21 protein-coding genes are annotated in these 15,890 nt (G+C 59.7%); 17 read left to right on the forward strand and 4 right to left on the reverse strand.

Translation table 11 applies throughout. From position 1 onward, the window contains the following. Window positions 1–107: 107 nt before the first annotated feature. The 4 genes from CR254_RS14100 to CR254_RS14115 form a co-directional block, all read right to left on the reverse strand. Window positions 108–413, reverse strand: coding sequence for a hypothetical protein (locus tag CR254_RS14100; RefSeq protein WP_145996750.1), 306 nt, complete (start codon window positions 411–413; stop codon window positions 108–110). Between the two features lie 269 nt (window positions 414–682). Beyond that, complete coding sequence (locus CR254_RS18090) at window positions 683–1,432, reverse strand: autoinducer binding domain-containing protein (RefSeq protein ID WP_219618023.1); 750 nt, start codon at window positions 1,430–1,432, stop codon at window positions 683–685. 275 nt (window positions 1,433–1,707) lie between these two features. Beyond that, window positions 1,708–1,890 carry a hypothetical protein gene (locus tag CR254_RS14110; RefSeq protein ID WP_097931077.1) on the reverse strand — a complete coding sequence of 61 codons (183 nt, stop codon included), beginning with the start codon at window positions 1,888–1,890 and terminating at the stop codon, window positions 1,708–1,710. Then, complete coding sequence (locus CR254_RS14115) at window positions 1,883–2,497, reverse strand: acyl-homoserine-lactone synthase (RefSeq protein WP_180956019.1); 615 nt, start codon at window positions 2,495–2,497, stop codon at window positions 1,883–1,885. The genes CR254_RS14110 and CR254_RS14115 overlap by 8 nt, the downstream gene beginning before the upstream one ends. A 220-nt stretch (window positions 2,498–2,717) precedes the next feature. Here CR254_RS14115 and CR254_RS14120 point away from each other — a divergent pair, with 220 nt between their 5' ends. The 17 genes from CR254_RS14120 (at window position 2,718) to CR254_RS14200 (ending at window position 15,880) form a co-directional block, all read left to right on the forward strand. Next, on the forward strand, window positions 2,718–3,569 hold the full coding sequence (locus CR254_RS14120) for an ApeI family dehydratase (RefSeq protein ID WP_097931081.1): 852 nt from the start codon (window positions 2,718–2,720) through the stop codon (window positions 3,567–3,569). Continuing rightward, the gene (locus tag CR254_RS14125; RefSeq protein ID WP_097931083.1) at window positions 3,566–4,591 is read left to right on the forward strand and encodes a beta-ketoacyl synthase N-terminal-like domain-containing protein; all 1,026 of its coding nucleotides are present in this window, start codon (window positions 3,566–3,568) and stop codon (window positions 4,589–4,591) included. The genes CR254_RS14120 and CR254_RS14125 overlap by 4 nt, the downstream gene beginning before the upstream one ends. After that, window positions 4,588–5,487 (forward strand): beta-ketoacyl synthase N-terminal-like domain-containing protein, encoded by a 900-nt coding sequence (locus CR254_RS14130; protein WP_097931085.1) that lies wholly within the window; start codon window positions 4,588–4,590, stop codon window positions 5,485–5,487. Before CR254_RS14125 ends, CR254_RS14130 begins: the two co-directional genes overlap by 4 nt. Further along, a complete protein-coding gene (locus tag CR254_RS14135) occupies window positions 5,480–5,731 on the forward strand; it encodes an acyl carrier protein (protein ID WP_097931087.1) in 252 nt (83 codons plus the stop codon). Before CR254_RS14130 ends, CR254_RS14135 begins: the two co-directional genes overlap by 8 nt. A gap of 75 nt (window positions 5,732–5,806) precedes the next feature. Next, window positions 5,807–7,021, forward strand: coding sequence for a beta-ketoacyl-[acyl-carrier-protein] synthase family protein (locus CR254_RS14140; RefSeq protein ID WP_219618024.1), 1,215 nt, complete (start codon window positions 5,807–5,809; stop codon window positions 7,019–7,021). A gap of 1 nt (window position 7,022) precedes the next feature. Then, window positions 7,023–8,018: a beta-ketoacyl synthase N-terminal-like domain-containing protein gene (locus CR254_RS14145; protein ID WP_097931090.1), complete on the forward strand. Its 996-nt coding sequence runs from the start codon at window positions 7,023–7,025 to the stop codon at window positions 8,016–8,018. Next, entirely contained in the window at window positions 8,015–9,172 is a 1,158-nt protein-coding gene (locus CR254_RS14150; protein WP_097931092.1) for a beta-ketoacyl-[acyl-carrier-protein] synthase family protein, read from the forward strand. The genes CR254_RS14145 and CR254_RS14150 overlap by 4 nt, the downstream gene beginning before the upstream one ends. Beyond that, a complete protein-coding gene (locus CR254_RS14155) occupies window positions 9,162–9,947 on the forward strand; it encodes a beta-ketoacyl synthase N-terminal-like domain-containing protein (protein ID WP_180956020.1) in 786 nt (261 codons plus the stop codon). Before CR254_RS14150 ends, CR254_RS14155 begins: the two co-directional genes overlap by 11 nt. Continuing rightward, window positions 9,944–10,768, forward strand: coding sequence for an alpha/beta fold hydrolase (locus CR254_RS14160; RefSeq protein ID WP_097931096.1), 825 nt, complete (start codon window positions 9,944–9,946; stop codon window positions 10,766–10,768). Before CR254_RS14155 ends, CR254_RS14160 begins: the two co-directional genes overlap by 4 nt. A gap of 2 nt (window positions 10,769–10,770) precedes the next feature. After that, window positions 10,771–11,787, forward strand: coding sequence for a thioesterase family protein (locus CR254_RS14165; RefSeq protein WP_097931098.1), 1,017 nt, complete (start codon window positions 10,771–10,773; stop codon window positions 11,785–11,787). A gap of 4 nt (window positions 11,788–11,791) precedes the next feature. After that, window positions 11,792–12,475: a DsbA family protein gene (locus CR254_RS14170; protein ID WP_180956021.1), complete on the forward strand. Its 684-nt coding sequence runs from the start codon at window positions 11,792–11,794 to the stop codon at window positions 12,473–12,475. A 12-nt stretch (window positions 12,476–12,487) separates the two neighbouring features. Then, complete coding sequence (locus tag CR254_RS14175) at window positions 12,488–12,847, forward strand: ApeI family dehydratase (RefSeq protein WP_097931100.1); 360 nt, start codon at window positions 12,488–12,490, stop codon at window positions 12,845–12,847. 11 nt (window positions 12,848–12,858) lie between these two features. Then, window positions 12,859–13,605, forward strand: coding sequence for a 3-oxoacyl-[acyl-carrier-protein] reductase (fabG, locus tag CR254_RS14180; protein ID WP_097931102.1), 747 nt, complete (start codon window positions 12,859–12,861; stop codon window positions 13,603–13,605). Continuing rightward, entirely contained in the window at window positions 13,602–14,081 is a 480-nt protein-coding gene (locus CR254_RS14185) for a 3-hydroxyacyl-ACP dehydratase FabZ family protein (RefSeq protein ID WP_097931103.1), read from the forward strand. The genes fabG and CR254_RS14185 overlap by 4 nt, the downstream gene beginning before the upstream one ends. After that, complete coding sequence (locus CR254_RS14190) at window positions 14,078–15,115, forward strand: beta-ketoacyl-[acyl-carrier-protein] synthase family protein (protein WP_097931105.1); 1,038 nt, start codon at window positions 14,078–14,080, stop codon at window positions 15,113–15,115. The genes CR254_RS14185 and CR254_RS14190 overlap by 4 nt, the downstream gene beginning before the upstream one ends. A gap of 11 nt (window positions 15,116–15,126) precedes the next feature. Continuing rightward, on the forward strand, window positions 15,127–15,453 hold the full coding sequence (locus CR254_RS14195; RefSeq protein ID WP_145996751.1) for a hypothetical protein: 327 nt from the start codon (window positions 15,127–15,129) through the stop codon (window positions 15,451–15,453). Window positions 15,454–15,466: 13 nt separating this feature from the next. Beyond that, window positions 15,467–15,880 carry a DsrE family protein gene (locus CR254_RS14200; RefSeq protein WP_180956022.1) on the forward strand — a complete coding sequence of 138 codons (414 nt, stop codon included), beginning with the start codon at window positions 15,467–15,469 and terminating at the stop codon, window positions 15,878–15,880. Window positions 15,881–15,890 lie beyond the last annotated feature (10 nt).

The following is a 15,890-nucleotide window of genomic DNA, read 5'->3' on the forward strand; positions in this document are numbered from 1 at the left end:
GGCCTAACACCAGCCGAATATGTTAACCGGTCAAAGGAAGACCAAAACCTGAACAGAGCTAACCTAAATTAGCGGACTCAATGGGGAGCAGGTCAAGCCCACCAAGTTCATTTGGTCATTCCTCCCATCCCCGGTTCATCGTCCGCGACATCGTCTATGATCTGTTGCGCGTCCCGCTTCTGCTGCCGCTCGATATCGTTCCGCGTCAGGAACGCCCGCATCCTGCTGATCTGTTCGTCCAATCGGAAGATGCGCGCGAAGAGATTGCTCTCCACGAAGGCGAGCCCTTTGGCGAGCTGCACGATCTGTGTCCGGAGTTTTGGTGGCGCCTTCTTTACTGGCGTGGGATCCTGCATCGTTGTCTTGCCTGTGGCCGGATCGTAAGCGAGCGTTTCGTTTTCAGCCTCGGCCAAGACGGCTTCGATCGCGGTGACGCCCAGATCAAAGGCAAAACGATAGCTGTTTTCGCGGCTTCCTCAGTGCTGATTGTTTTTCCGTGTTCGCGAATTCTAGCGGATAAGTTTTGGACGGTTGCCTCGATACTTGACATAAATTTACGCCTAACAGGTGATATTTGATATTATCGATCATCATGTTATTTTCGGCGTCGTTTAGTCAAATTTATTATTAAAAAGATATTGCGGTATTGTTTGGCAGTCAGTCGTGATTTTAATTGATTGAATTATGGATTTATGAGGCCCATTCGTAATGCCTTAACTACTGCTAGGGTGCGGGTGGACGCCTCTAATTTGGCCATTGCGTTTTTAACGTGGAAATCCACTGTGTTGTTGCTGATCCCCAAAATCATAGCTGTATCGTGTGAGGATTTTCCGACGGCCACCCATGTCAGGCATTCCAGTTCGCGGGCGGTGAATTCCGCTTCCTTTGTTTCAGGCTGTGTGTTGCCTGTTTCTGCGGCAGCATCGGCCAGCGCCAGACCCACCAGCGTGGCGCAGTGTCGTTCCTGCGCGGAAAAATCGCGTAGGTATGTGTTGCTGAATGAAACGATCTGCATGTCACCGGCAAAGTTTCGCGCGCTCATAAACAGGCCCGAGCGGATGCCATGTTCCGCTGCGATGTCCAGAACCTTGCGATTATCAGGGGTTAATGCGCCCAGATTGCCAAGGTCGGCCCACGGGGTTGCCCGTGTTGTGCGCGGCGCAAAGGCCAGAATGGGGTCGGAATGGAACAGCTTTTCCAGCGTATATTTCTCAACCCAAGCGGTCGGGAAATTGGTCACGAAGCAGTTCGCGCCAGCCTGTTTGCAATCCATGCTGGTACGCCCGACATGGCAAACCGCAAAGTGGTCAAAGCCCATATCGAGGCAGATTTTCTGACCCAGCTCGTATTGTGATAATGGGGGCGCCAAGGGATCGCGGTTATAGGTCAGCAGATACGCTGAACCCGGCGTGTGGGATATTTTCTCAACCATTGGCTGTAAATCTCACTGCAATGTCCAGCAGATGCCGGGTTCCACTTCAAATCATCTCCTCGCCAAACCAATGGCGGCTTACGCTACGCTACTGAGAAAACTTACACGCTATGTACAGGATTTTTAAGACGAAAGAAGGTGCCCAATGACACAAAGCACAACCTAAGATTGAAAGTGGTAGTTGGGTGCTTCCTCACCCAGGTGAGTGTCGACAGAATATAGGGAAATAAATTAGTGGAGCTTCAGGAATGATTTAAATTTTATTTTCCCGCTCATCACGACGAATCTGGATCGTCCTTTTGTGGGGATTTTTCAGGGGGCGTTTCCTCCGTGGCGCCCCGATCCAGCCGCAAAGCGCGGCGTAAAATCAGGGCGACATCCTTCATTTTTTCTTTGTTAGCCTCCCGTGCAAGATAGCGGATCGCGATGAATATATTGCGGCGATCGTCATCAGGCATTGGGCAATTCCATTACCTGTGCCACGCGGGGGGCGGTATGGCAGGGTAGGGGGGCGGTTATTGCCTCACCAATTGGAACACTGGCAAGGCGCGTGCGCAGGCGGTCGATTACACGTTCCGCGCCGATATATTGAACGTCATAGCCACAGGGGCGGATGATTCGTTCGAAGATAAAGCTGGGCATGACCATCAACAAATTCTCGACCCGATGCGATCGGCTGAGGTTATAGATCGTTGCCAGCATCAGGCGAATTGCCTCGCTGCGCTGTTGCGTGGTCAGGCTGGTGCAGCAACCGAATCGGCTGGCTTCCCACACGTTAGGGTTGTTTGGGGGCGTGCCCTCTAACCAATCCGGCCATAGCGTTTCGATCATATAGGGTGAGCTGGTGGGCACCAGGCGTGACACCGCGCGTACCCTGTCAGCATCGTCCACAACCACAACATAGCGCGCGGCTATTGTGTCGAACTGATCATATTCCATGCCGTTATGGCAGGTCATATCCCAACCCAGACGGTTCACGAAAATCTCATGGCGCAGCTTGTGATGCTCCAGCCAATAGCGGTGCGTCCGGTCGAGATTTCCAGAGTGAATAACGATGGTTCTCATGACGGTTCCTTTCGGAAGGGTAAACGAAAAGAGTGCTGCACTGCATAAGTGTTCGCTGCACATCTACTCAACCACCGGTTTAGGTAGTTGTTTGCGAGAGCTGCTCTCGGCCAATGTCATGACAAGACGTAAACAAGTCCGGTCGGCGATACGCTGCCCGTATATTTCTGAAAATACAGAAAAGGTGCGACAGCGCTGATCTGTGGAAAGGAGAAGGCGCGTGTCAGGCTATTTCGACTTCACATTTTCACAATCTGTTGGCGTTGGTAATATGATCGGCGCAATTAACAGCACGGCTGTGGTTGAATTGGACTTTCGCGGCGACGATCCTGTATTCGCGGGACACTATCCCGACTATCCCGTCGTACCTGCATCGCTGTTGACGGAGCTTTGCTGCGATATGGTTGCAGCGCACCGTGGGTTGCCGTCCTTGATGCAGTGCGGTTGGCAGATTGCACGCTCTAAATTCGGGCAGGGCATCCGCCCCGGTGACCGCATTCGCTTTGCCGCAGTGCATGGTGATGACCGGTCCAAAATCTCGGTGACGCGCGGGGACGAGCAGGTCGCGACGCTGCGATTTGAGCGGGTTCAGGGGCTGGCACAGCAGTTGGATGCGCCGAACCCTGCGCCGCAAATGCATCCTGCCTTTGACTATCTGCCGCAGCGCTATCCATTGCTGGCCATCGATCTGGTGGGGCAGGACAGTGCGACGGATCGGGGGGTGGCGCGCAAGTTCGTTTCCTATTCCGATTATTGTTTTCGCAAGTTGGATCGCGCTGAAACAGCCCGCTATCCGGTGGGCGGCGTGATCGAGGGGATCGAGCAGGCCGCCGCATCGTTGCTGGCGCAACGCTGGGATATGGCCGATCCGGGTCATGTCATTCTGGTCGCCGGGCTGGATGGTATTCACCTGAACGGTGTCGCCATGGCAGGTGAGGTCATCGATTTCGTCACGCGGATCGAAACCTTGACCGACACGTTGGCGATCCTGTCAGGGCAGGCGCGGGTGGGGGATCGGTCAATCACCTCCGTTGCCAAAATCTATGTCGTGCGACTGGCGGTGGCGTCATGATCCGCGTCACAGGCATCGGAGTTGTTTCCGCATTGGGCCGTGATGTGGCCGATCTGGGGTGCAAGCGCGCCTTGATGGCCGCCACAGGTGCGTTCGCCTATTCCGAAATCGGCGAGACTCCATTTTTCCAGGGAACGCTGGAGGAAGACGAAGTGCGGGACGGTTTCGCACTGGGTCTGGATGCGGCATGGGCGGCGTTGGACGATGCCGAAATCTCACCGGCTGAGGTTCCGGTCTCGCTGGTTCTGGCAACCGGCGCGGGGGATACCCGCGCGTTGGAGGCGGATACGGAGGCACCGGCCCGTCCCTATGATTTGGCACGACAGATGGCTGATGCGATGGGTTTGACCGGTGTGGTTTTGACCGTGGCGACGGCGTGTTCGTCCTCGTCCTATGCGGCCTCGCTGGCGCGGGATCTGCTGGCGCAGGGGGCAGGGCACGTTCTGTTATGCGGGGTCGAGTCCAAGAGCGATAGCTCGCAATATACCTTTAAGTCCTTGATGGCGTTGGACCCTGCGGGGTGCTTCCCCTTTACCGAGCGTCGTAACGGCACCGTTCTGGGCGCGGGGGCAGCGGCATTGCTGCTGACCGACACGCCGCAGGGGAATAAGCGCACCTATGCACGGCTCAGCGGTATTTCCCTGACCTGTGACGGCTATCACGACACCGCGCCCGAGCCTGAGGGCCGCGCTGTGCGTCGTGGGGTCGATCAGGCCCTGGCGCAGGGCGGGCATCAGCATGCAGAGATCGACCTTTTCGTGCCCCATGCAACGGGGACCAAGCTGAACGACGCGATCGAGGCGCGGTTGCTGGACACGCTGTTCGGGGATGACGCTCGGGGTCGGATGGTGCTGCTAAAGGGCGATATCGGCCATACTTGCGGGGCTAGTTCGGCGTTTTCCATGGCGGTGGCGGCTAAGGCATTGCACGAGGGCGGGGCGCGTGCCGCTTTGATCGGGGCCAGTGCCTTTGGCGGCAATAACGCCGCCGTGGTGATGAGCCGCGCCGAGGGGGCGATATGACCGCCCCCGTGCTGCATATCCGCGCCGTATCCGCCATGACGCCGGGCTGGATGGGCGTGAATGGGGGCATCCCTGCCGCGCCGGTGCCTGATATGGGCACGTGGTTTGATGCCACCGCGCATTTGGGCCGCAAGGGTCATCGCTATCTATCGCATCCGACGAAATATGCGCTGGCGGCGGCGCAACGGATTGGTGATGCGATCCGCGGCGGGGCAGATGCGGCGTTGTATCTGGGCACGGGGTCCGCGGATACGGAGCATCGTCGCCAGATCGTGCGCGGTCTGAACGGTTGCCCTGATGTATTGCCCGGTGCGGCCAGCGCGCCGTCCGCCTCGGTCAATGGTCCGGCGGGAACGTTGGCGCGGATCTTTGGCATTACCGGCCCTGTTATGACGCTGACCGGTGGCGATGATTCTGCCCTGATCTGCCTGTGGCAGGCGGCAACCGCGATGGCGCGGGGCGATGTCGGGGCCTGCGTCATTGGGCAAGTCGAGCATGTACCCGGTTCCGCCGATGGTGCGGTGTTGTGGTCGCTGGATCTGGAACATGGTGACAGCGCCGTGGCCGAAATCGTGTTCGACGGCTGGTCCCGCCTGCAAGGCGATGCCGATACGGCCCTATTGCGTGAGATTGCAGCCATCGCAGGTGAGGTCACCCTGATCGCTGCCGACACGCCGCAATTGCGCGCGTTGATCAGGCCGCTACAGCACGCGCGCTGTGCCTTTGAATTCATGCCCGCCAGCACGCTGTCAGATGTGCTGATCGCGGACATGCATCTGTTTAGTCTGCTGACCCTCGCGATCCTGAACGGGACCGGCGGCAGCATTCTAATCCTGTCCGGCAACGGGCATCTGTTCAAATTATCCTGTAAACCAAGAGGGTTAAACAATGCTTGATACACAAAACAGCCGTATGGAGACCATCAAGGAACTGGTCTGCGACATCCTGGAACTGGAAGAGGACGAGGTCACACAGACCAGCCTGTTCAAGGAAGATCACGACGCGGACAGCCTGCGCGCGATCGAGATTTTGGCGACGCTGGAAAAGACCTTCAAGATCAAGATCCCGCAGGAAGAATTGCCCAAAATGGTCAATCTCGACGGTGTTTACGGCGTCGTGGCGCAGCACGCGGGCTGGTAACGCCCCCCTTCCCAACATCGCAGCCGGCCCGCACGGGGCCGGTCGCCTCGCGGCCATCAACGTGGAATGAAGCACATGGAACGGATCGTCGTTACCGGACTCGGCGTCGTCAGCAGCATTGGCTGCACTTTGGACGATTTCGAACGGGGCCTGATTGAAGGGCATTCGGGCCGCGCGCCCGCACATAATTTCGACGTGTCCGGTTTCGGCGCGCCGCAAGCCTGCGAGGTCAAGGATTTCGATCCGGTGGCCCATGTGCGCAACACGCCTGTTGGGGCGCTGGGACGCTCTAGCCAATTCTCCATCGGGGCGGCGCGTATGGCGTTTGCAGATGCGGGCCTGGACGAGGCGGACCTAAAGGGGCGCCGCATCCCCGTTACCATTGGCACCACCGATGGTGAGAGCCAGACGCTGGACGAATTGGCCCGCTATTGGGTTGCAAGCGGGTTGATGGACGCCCCGCCCGAGCTGATCGAGAAATCGGCGGCGGGCAATCTGTCCAACGCGATCAGCCGTGAATTCGGGCTGCGCGGTGCATCGCGCACCATCTCTACCGCTTGTTCGGCGGGAAATTACGCCATTGGCAACGCCTTTGACATGCTGCGGGCAGGACAAGCGGATATCGCCGTGTGCGGCGGATCGGACAGTGTTTGCCGCAAGACCTATTCAGGCTTTAGTCGCCTCGGCACCATCGCACCGGAAAAATGCCAGCCCTTCGATTTGAACAGGCAAGGTATTTTAACAGGCGAGGGGTCGGGCATCTTGATCCTTGAAACGCTTAGCTCAGCGCAGGCGCGGGGCGCACGCATTCATGCGGAGCTGCTGGGCTACGGGTTGAGCTGCGATGCCGATCACATGGTCAGCCCGAATGCCGAAAGCGTGGCCCGTTGCATCCGCATCGCCCACGACAATGCCGGCGTTCAGCCATCACAGGTCGATTACGTTTGCGCCCATGGCACCGGTACTTCGGCCAATGACACGGTGGAAAGTCAGGCGATCAAGGCGGCGTTCGGCGCCCATGTTCCGCCCACCAGCTCCATCAAATCCATGGTCGGGCATTCGATGGGGGCGGCCAGCGCCATTGCCTCGATCGCGTGCATTCTGGCCATCGGGCGCGGGTTCCTGCCGCCCACGATCAATCACGATACGACCGATCCGAACTGTATTCCCGATTGCGTACCAAACGCATCGCGCAAGCAACAGGTGCGGATCGCGCAAAACAACGGCTTCGCCTTTGGCGGCAACAACGCGATCACCGTCTATGGCGCGCTGGATCGGGAGGTAGCATGACATGACCGATGCAATCGTCATCAGCGGGTTGAGCCATATTGGCCCCGACACACCCACCCCGCCCGCCACGTTTAGCCGCCTGTCCTTTGAAACCCGCGAGACGCTGGGAAAGAAGGGTACGCGCAATATGGACCGGCTGACCGCGCTGGCCATTGGCGGCATGGCCGATTTGATGCCCACAATGGGGATCGACCGTGAAACCCCGCGCGATGATGTGGGGATCGTGGTTGGCACCGCGCAGGGCAGCATCGACAGTATTGTGCGCTTTACCTACGAGACGCTTGCCTATGACCGGCCCGATTTCGTCAATCCGGCGCTGTTTCCCAATACGGTGATGAACTGCGCTGCTGGCCAAGCCGCGATTTGGTATCGGTTGCGCGGTCCGAACACGACGATTTCGTGCCACGAAATGAGCTTCCTCGCTGCGCTGGAATACAGCCACATCCAGTTGCGCCGTGGCGGCGCGCAGATGCTGCTGGCCGGTGGTGTTGAGGAACATTCCGAGGTGGGCGAGGCGGCCGCGACCTTGATCGCGGGACAGGCGGGGACGGAGCCACGCTTTGCCGAATGCAGCACCTTTGTCGCGCTGGAAACGGCTGCGCAGGCACAGGCACAGGGCCGCACCGCGCTGGCCGAGGTGCTGGGCGTGCGCATCGCCTTTGACCCCGATGCGGGGTCGGCGGATGCGCTGACCGATCTGATTGCCGAGGTGCTGGACGGTGCAGGCGTGACCGCCGATGCGGTTGATGCCAGCGTGATGTCCGCCTGCTGGCCCGATCAGCGCGCGTTGGAGCGTGAGGCAATCGCCCGAACGCTGGGTCCCGATGCCGCGCCAATGGCAACATTCGATGTCTATGGCAATGGCGGAAGTGGGCATAACGCCCTGCAATTGCGGCAGCTTTTGGCGGCTTTGTCATCGGGGGGCATTGGGCTGCTCGTGGCGCAGGAACGGCACGGCAATATCGCTGCTCTCCTCATCCGAAAGGGACCGAAATGAGCCGGATCGTCATTACAGGCGTAGGGGCATGTACCTGCGTGGGCGACACTGCGCCCGAATGCCTGGACGCATTTATCGCAGGGCGGCAGGGCAATGCCACGCTGCAACATCTGCGCCCCTCGCAATATGGATCGACCATCGCCTATGAGCGTGCGGAAAAGGGTGAGGGCGACGGACGTCGTCGTTCCAGCGCATTTCTAAGCCGCGCATTGCGTGAGGCTGTCACTATGGCTGGCCCCGATGTGCACACCATGTCCGTGCCCGTCTATGTCGGCACCGGTTTGCGTGAATTGCGCACGGCGGAATTGGCAGCATTAGCGGGTGATCGGATTGCGGTTGGCGATCTGGATTTCACCGCTGCGGTGCGCGACGTGATGCCCGCGGCGGAGCAGGTGCTGACCATCTCGAACGCTTGTGCTGCATCGAATTATGCGCTGGCACTGGCGATGGATGCGGTGCGGATGGGCGCGCCGATGGCGATTGCGGCGGGATGTGACACGCTGACCTCCTCGATGTTCGGGCTGCTGGATCGCGTGAATCCAGAAAGCGTCGAGGCGGTGCAGGTCTTTGATAAATATCGCAAAGGCGTGCTGATGGGCGATGGGGGCGTGGCCCTGATTGTTGAGACGGAGGATAGCGCCCGTGCGGCGGGGCGTACCCCCTTGGCACAGGTGATGGCCGTCGGGCTTAGCACGGATGCGGTACATGAAACCGCGCCGGATGCTGCCGGTATCAGCCGCGCTTTGCATGATGCCTATACCCGCGCTGGCATCGGGCCGGATGCCGTGGATGCGATTTATGTCCACGGCACTGGCACCGGCCTGAACGATTCAACCGAGAGCGCGGTGCTGGCCCAAGCCTTTGCCGATGTGGCGGACAAGCCTGCGATCAGCGGGATCAAGGCGATGACCGGCCATACCTCTGGCGCATCGGGCGCCATCGGGGTGATTGCGGCCATTCACGCCCTGCGCACCGGTGCGATCCCCCCCACCCCGGGCACAACCAATCCGGTGGATGAGGCCGCAGGCTTTGGCCTGTCAGGTGCCGCGCAGCAGGTGGAAACACGCATCGCGCAGGTCAACGCCTTCGGCTTTGGCGGTGTAAATTCTGTCGTGCTTCTGTCCCGATATGAGGAGAACCGTGATGCCGCTTGATATGCGCCAAACGGAATACACGCTGATTGCCGGATCGGTTTATCGCCCCGGTCAGTTGGACGTGTCACTTCGGGACCAGCGTCCCGCCGCACCGGTTGAGTTGACCTATAAAACTGTTGCCAAGGCACTGGACCGCAAGGGTTTGCGATACAAGGACGAAGCGACATTGATGTCGCTGATGGCCGTCGCCGGATTGGGTGATGCATTGGGTACGCCGGAACAGCGTGAGCGGACAGCCGTGATCGTGTCCTCGAACTTCAACAATATCGACACAGTTGTGCAGGTCGCCCGCCAGATCGAGGCAGAGCATGTGCACGCGACCAGTGCGATGGCGTTGCCCAATGCGTCCTCCAACGCGGTGGCCGCGACAATTGCCATTGTGTTCCAGTTGCGCGGCACCAACCTGATGCTGTGCAACGGCGACCGCTCGGGCGAGGATGCAATCGGGCTGGCGCAACAATTGCTGGCCGCAGGGCGCGCCGACCGTGTGGTCGTTGTGGGGGTTGAGGTGGATAACGCCGATATCCGCACGCTATTCCCCGATGTCGCGTACAGGTTCCACGGCGCGGCGGCGGTATTGCTGGGCGATCAGGCCGATGCACCCCGCGTGCGGCCGGTGATGGATGCAGCATTCAGTGCCACGGACCGCGCCGCAACGGAACGTGTCTGCGGCGAGGCAAGCGGCGCGGAGGGCATTTTGCGTCTGTTGCTGGCAGCGGAATGCGACAGCCCCGTGCTGATGGGCGCGCATACTTGGTGTGTGGTGGCGCCATGAACGGCATGGTCCCCACATTCGACATACCGGCCAGCGCGCACCGGATTTTGCCAGAGTTGGCCGATCCCCGTGCTGCGCGGCATCTGGTCACGATCCACGGTATCGCGGATACGCCCGACGTGTGGCAGCCGGTTTGCCGTGCGCTGGACAGCCGGTTTCGCAGCTATAACCAGCTCAGCCTGAAATGGCATGCGGGTGTGGGCGAGCCGTACAGCTATCCCGAATGCGGTGAAGTTCTGCGCAAGGGCTGGGCCCAATTGCCTGAGGGGCCAAAGGTGATTCTGGCCCATTCCTTCGGGTCCAACGCGCTGATGTCGATGATCCAGTCACAGCGTCTGCCCGATGTGGACGCCGTGGTGATGTTATCGCCCTATTACAAAACGGATTACAGCGCGTTTAGCTGGCCGCTTTTTGTGCGCTACGTCAACGAGTTCGAGCGGTTCCTGAATACCAGCATCGATGCGCGGATGCCCGGGCGCACCCTGTCGCCCGCCGCGCGTGAAACGATCCTGAACCGCCTGCTGGACGGATACAGCCCGTCGAGCTGGGTCATGTTTTTCATGGCATGGTCGCAAACCCCGAAACTGGACCTCAGCGCGTTGGATATGCCCTGCGCGGTGATGACCGGTGCCGATGATTTCTCGCTGCCGGTGGAGGATGTGGCCGCATTGGCCGCGCGCATCCCCGGTGCCCGTTTCGAGGCGCTGGAGGGGTTGAACCACTTCGCGCTGATCGAGGACGCGGCACGGACGGCGGCGCGGATCTCGGACTTTCTCACCACCACACTTTCTACTCCTGAACTTGTAACTGAAAGGCTCTGACAATGACCTGGATCAATTCCCTGAAACCGACAATTTCCACGATTCACCCACGGATCGAGGGGAACAATATCTGCACATGGATCGGTTTTAAGCACGTCATGTACGTGGTTGAGGAAGCCATCATCGACTTCTTCCGTCAGAACGATCTGCGCCAGCGTGCGCTGTACGAGGAGCACGGCCTGTGCCTGGAGATCGTGGACAGCGAGGCGCGCATTCTGCACGCCCTGCACATCGACGATCAGGTTCGCGCCGAAATCGACAGTGATCCAGAGATGGATATCGACGGTGAACTGCGCCTGCTGGTCAACGTTTTCGCCCAGCGTGGCGAGCAAGAGGTCAAGGCCGTGGTCTGCCGCGTTGGCGTGCAGATCAAGGAGGATGACAGCCCCGTCACCGCCGATATCGCCGCTAGTCCGGTTGAGGCTCTGGGCCCGATCACAGTCAAAACGATCGACCGTGAGCCGACCGGCGATCTGTCCAAGTTCATGAACCTGGCCGCTGCGACGCCCGATCTGCTGGACGGTCGTGGTGAGATCAATGGCGAGGACCCTGTGGTTGCCGCGTTGAAGGAGTTGCACGGCACCTCGATGGTTTGGGCGTGGCGCATCCCGTATTTCTACTGCCACTACAACGAGCGCATGAAGCATTCGGGCTATATCCGTCATCTGGAGGAAGCCGAGGATCTATTCCTAGCCTCCAACGGCATCTCGATCCGTAAGATGCTGCACGACAAGAAATGGATTCCCGTCGTACCAACCGCCCGCGCACAATTGCTGGCCGAGGCGATGATGGAGGAGACCCTCTATACCGTTTACACGCTGGTCGATACCTATCGCGACTTTACCTACACCCACGCCATGAACTGCTATGTGGTGCGTGACGGTAAGCTGGTTCAAACGGCGACGGGTCACATCACCCACGGCTATGCGCGGATCAACGACCGCACGGATTGGTCGCTGGTGGCGTTTGATGACGACACGAAAGAGTCGATCCATCGTAACCTCGTCAAGGCTGACTGAGCCGATGCGCGGGACCTATTTCTTTTCGTTTCGCAGCCCCTATTCGTGGCTGGCGTCGATGGGGCTGAAACGCCTTATCGATGCTGGTGACGCGCTGGAGCTGGTGCCGTTTTTCGAACCGGATGCGGTGCGAAGTGCCGCATTGCAGGCGCAGGGCGGGGTGTTTCCATACACCCCGATGAGCGACGCAAAACATCGCTACATCCTAAAGGATGTAAAGCGGCTGACGACTAGGTTCGGGGTCTCGCATGTTTGGCCTGTGGACCCGGACCCGTGGTGGGAGGCATCCCATCTGGGGTTCCTCGCGGCACGGCGTCTGGGTCATGGCCTGCCATTTTTCTGGCAGGTCTACCGTGCGCGGTGGGAACTGGGGCTGGATATCTCTCGCACCGAAACCATCGCACAGATTTGCCGGTCGGCGGGCATGGATGCACGCCAGACACAGATCGTATGTGACGCCCCGCAGGACGCCGAGATTAGCTCCGAGGGCGTCGCCGCCCTGCACCGTGTCTGGATGGAGGACGTGTTCGGCACCCCGATGTTCACCAAGCGGCGCACACAATTCTGGGGCATCGACCGGTTGCCCGATTTCCTGGCGGCCATCGACGAGGATCTGGATGCACAGGTTCCAGCCGGTGCGCTGGCGACCACCCCCCTTGAATTCGATCACGCCGGCGGATGCGGCTGAGGAAGGATCACCATGCTGACCAACGAGACATATTCCAACGTTGCGGGCACCGCGCGCCACGCTGTTAGCGGCTCCACCGGTTTTGCGCTGGGGCACTATCCGGACGATCCGATCTTTCCGGGCGTGATGTCGCTGAACCTGATGCAGCATTTGGCCGAGGGTCTGGCCAGTCATCTGACGGGGCATGAACGGCGTGCCAAGGGGATCAAACGGGTGTCCTATCTATCCCCCGTGCGCCCCGGTGACGTGCTGCACATTGCGTGTGACGCGCCCAGGGTAGGCAAGGATTCCGCCCGCGCCGTCATCAAAAGCCGCCTGCATGTAGGTGAGCGGCTGGTCGCCAAATCCGATTTTCTTTTCGATCTGTCCTGAGGAGTAGACCGATGTTCAAGGGCAAGAATGTTGCCGTCACCGGCGGCAGCCGCGGGATCGGACGGGCCATCGTGGCCGAGTTCGCATCGCAGGGCGCCGATGTCTGGTTCACCTACCGTTCCAATGACGAGGTCGCACGTACCCTGACGCGGGAACTGGCCGAGAAATATCCGGGCCAGCACTTTACCGCCGTGAGATGCGACGCGGCCAATGCTGATGATGTGCGTGCGTTTTTTGACGAGCATCTGGACGGGTTGGAGCAGCTCGACGTGTTGGTGAACAATGCGGGCATCACGCAGGACGGGCTGATGGCGGCGATGACCTTGGACCAATGGTCCAGCGTGATCGATACCAATCTGACCGGCGTATTCACCATGACCCAGCAGGTGCTGATGAAGCTGATGCTGCAACGGTCCGGCGCGATTGTGAACGTATCCTCGGTTGCAGGTGTTTACGGCAATGCGGGGCAGGTGAATTACGCCGCTGCCAAATCGGGCCTGATCGGAATGACCAAGTCCCTGTCCAAGGAGGTGGTCAGCCGCAATATCCGCGTAAACGCGCTGGCCCCCGGTTTTATCGATACCGACATGACCTCTGACATGACCGAGAAGGCCAAGAAGGACATTCTGGGCAAGATTGGGATGAAGCGGATGGGCATGGCCGCCGATATTGCCAATGCGGTGACGTTCCTCGCCTCGGATCGGGCGGCCTATATTACGGGGCAAACCCTTGTCGTGGATGGGGGGCTGGTACTGTGAACGTCTCGACCCAGATTTCGCACGATACGGCTGAGCCCCTGCGCGGTGCGGCATTGCAGGCGATATTGCCACAGCGGTTTCCGTTCCTGTTGCTGGACCGGATCGATACATGGCAGCCGATGCGCCACGCCACCGGGTGCAAGGCGGTCGGATCGGTCGAGCCATATTTGCTGCATAACGGCGAAACCGAATGGCCGATGCCCTTTGTGATCGAGAGCCTTGGCCAATTGGCCATCGCGCTGTTCAACCTGTCACAACCTGACGGAACCGCGCCCAAGGTGCTGCTCGGCAATGTGTCGGGCGTGACCTATCACGCGCCGATCCCGCTGGGGTCGCATCTGGATCTGGAGGTGCGCATCGAGCGCGTCATCGACGATCAGTTCATCGCCTCGGGCATTGCGCGTCTGCACGGCGCGCCCTGCATGGAGATGGACAGCCTGATCTGCAAAATTCTCAACGAAGGGGCAGGATCATGAAGATCGAAGCCGTCAAATTCGTCCATCCCGAAACCAAGATGTCCAATGCCGACGTGATCGACGTGGTGCGTCAGACCAGCACCGAGACGTTCGACGGTGATCTGGATACGGCGCTGCGCTCGGTCGAGTACATGCTGAACTCCATCGGGGTTAAGCAACGGTACTGGATGAAGGACGAGAAGCCGCTGGACCTGATGATCCGCGCCGCGGATGCGGCCATCGCGGAATCCGGTATCGACCGCAATGATATCGACGTGTTGATTTTCTGCGGCATCGCACGCGGGTTTCTGGAACCTGCTGACAGCTACTTCATCGCGCAGGCGCTGGACATGGATCATGTCGATTGTTTCGACGTGATGGATGCCTGCATGGCGTGGAGCCGCGCCTGTGACATCGCCGAGAGCTTCTTCAAGGCGGGTCGCTATAAAACCGCGCTGATCGTGAATGCCGAGGATTATTTCCGGCAGGGCGGCGTGTCCTATCCCAGCAACTTCCAGCTCAAGAACTTCAAAAGCCTCGAGTATTCGTTCGGTGCGTTTTGCGGCGGTGACGGCGCGGCAGCCACAGTGTTGAGCGCGGACGGCCCCGATTGGGAACGTCATTACATCTCAACCAAGAAGGGCGCGGATTTGTGCACGATCCCGCTGGAGGGGTACGAAGGCCGCTGCATGGACAGCTCGCTGATCGCGCTGAACGGCCTGGGATCATTCACGGCGTTTAGCTCGCGGGTGTTCCAGAGCTTTTCCTATATGGTCGATATCTTGCAAAAGATCGAACCGCATTTTGATGAGCTCAAGACGATCTATGCCCATACAGGCGGCGATGTGAACGCCTATCAGGCATGGGCCGAGCAGGTCGGGGCAGGCGGCAAAATCAGCTATCTGTTCCCCGAATTCGGCAATCTGGGCACATGCTCCATGCCCGCCAGCATCGCACGCGATGTGGATGCGGGACGCGTCAAGCGGGGCGATAAACTGGGCTGCTGGATTGGCAGCTCGGGCATGTCGTTCAGCTCCTACGTCATGACCTACTGAGGGGGATGGTCATGACACACCTGCTGATCGTTGAGACCCGAACGCCGCTGGACTGCGCCCGCCTGCGTGGGGTGGAGCTGGCGCTGGACGCGGCCGCGGATGTCGGGGCGCATGTGACGCTGTGGCTGTTTCAGGACGCAACGCAACTGTTGCAGCTCACCGATCAGCAGGCGCTGGCGGCATGCGCGGCGCATCCGCGGATTGCAGTCTATGCCGATGCTTTTGCGATGATCCAGCGCGGGGTTGATGCCACAGCGCATCCCGACGTGACCGTCGCAGGGATCGACCTGTTTACCGAACATCTGCTGGCTGGCGATGCCAAGCCGGTCTGGCATTGAGGAAGGGATCGCAATGACGCTGATCAAACCCGCTGAAAGCCTGTTTTTGGGCCTGATGGGCAGCCCCTATAGCAGCGATTGGACCACCACATTTTTCCGTCTGCTGCCTGCCGCCTTGGCGCAGGGCTGCGATGTGACGGTGTGGACCTGCGGCAATGCGACCTCGATCACCAGCAGCCTGATGCGGCGTGATGGCGACCCGATCCATCCGGACAGTCCGTCACATGTTTGCGCACACACCATGCCGCAAATGGCGGCGGGTCTGCTGGCCGCACATCCTGACACATTGCGTTGGTATGTTTGCAGTTATTGCATGGAGGAACGCGGCGCCTCTGAACAGATCGAAGGGCCGGAAATCAAGCTGCCCTTCTCATTCGATACTTATCTGCATCAGGCCGATCAGGCGCTGGTGCTGGGAACCAAGTAACCCCGTCAGG

The organism is Pontivivens marinum (assembly GCF_900231835.1).
Lineage (GTDB): Bacteria > Pseudomonadota > Alphaproteobacteria > Rhodobacterales > Rhodobacteraceae > Pontivivens > Pontivivens marinum.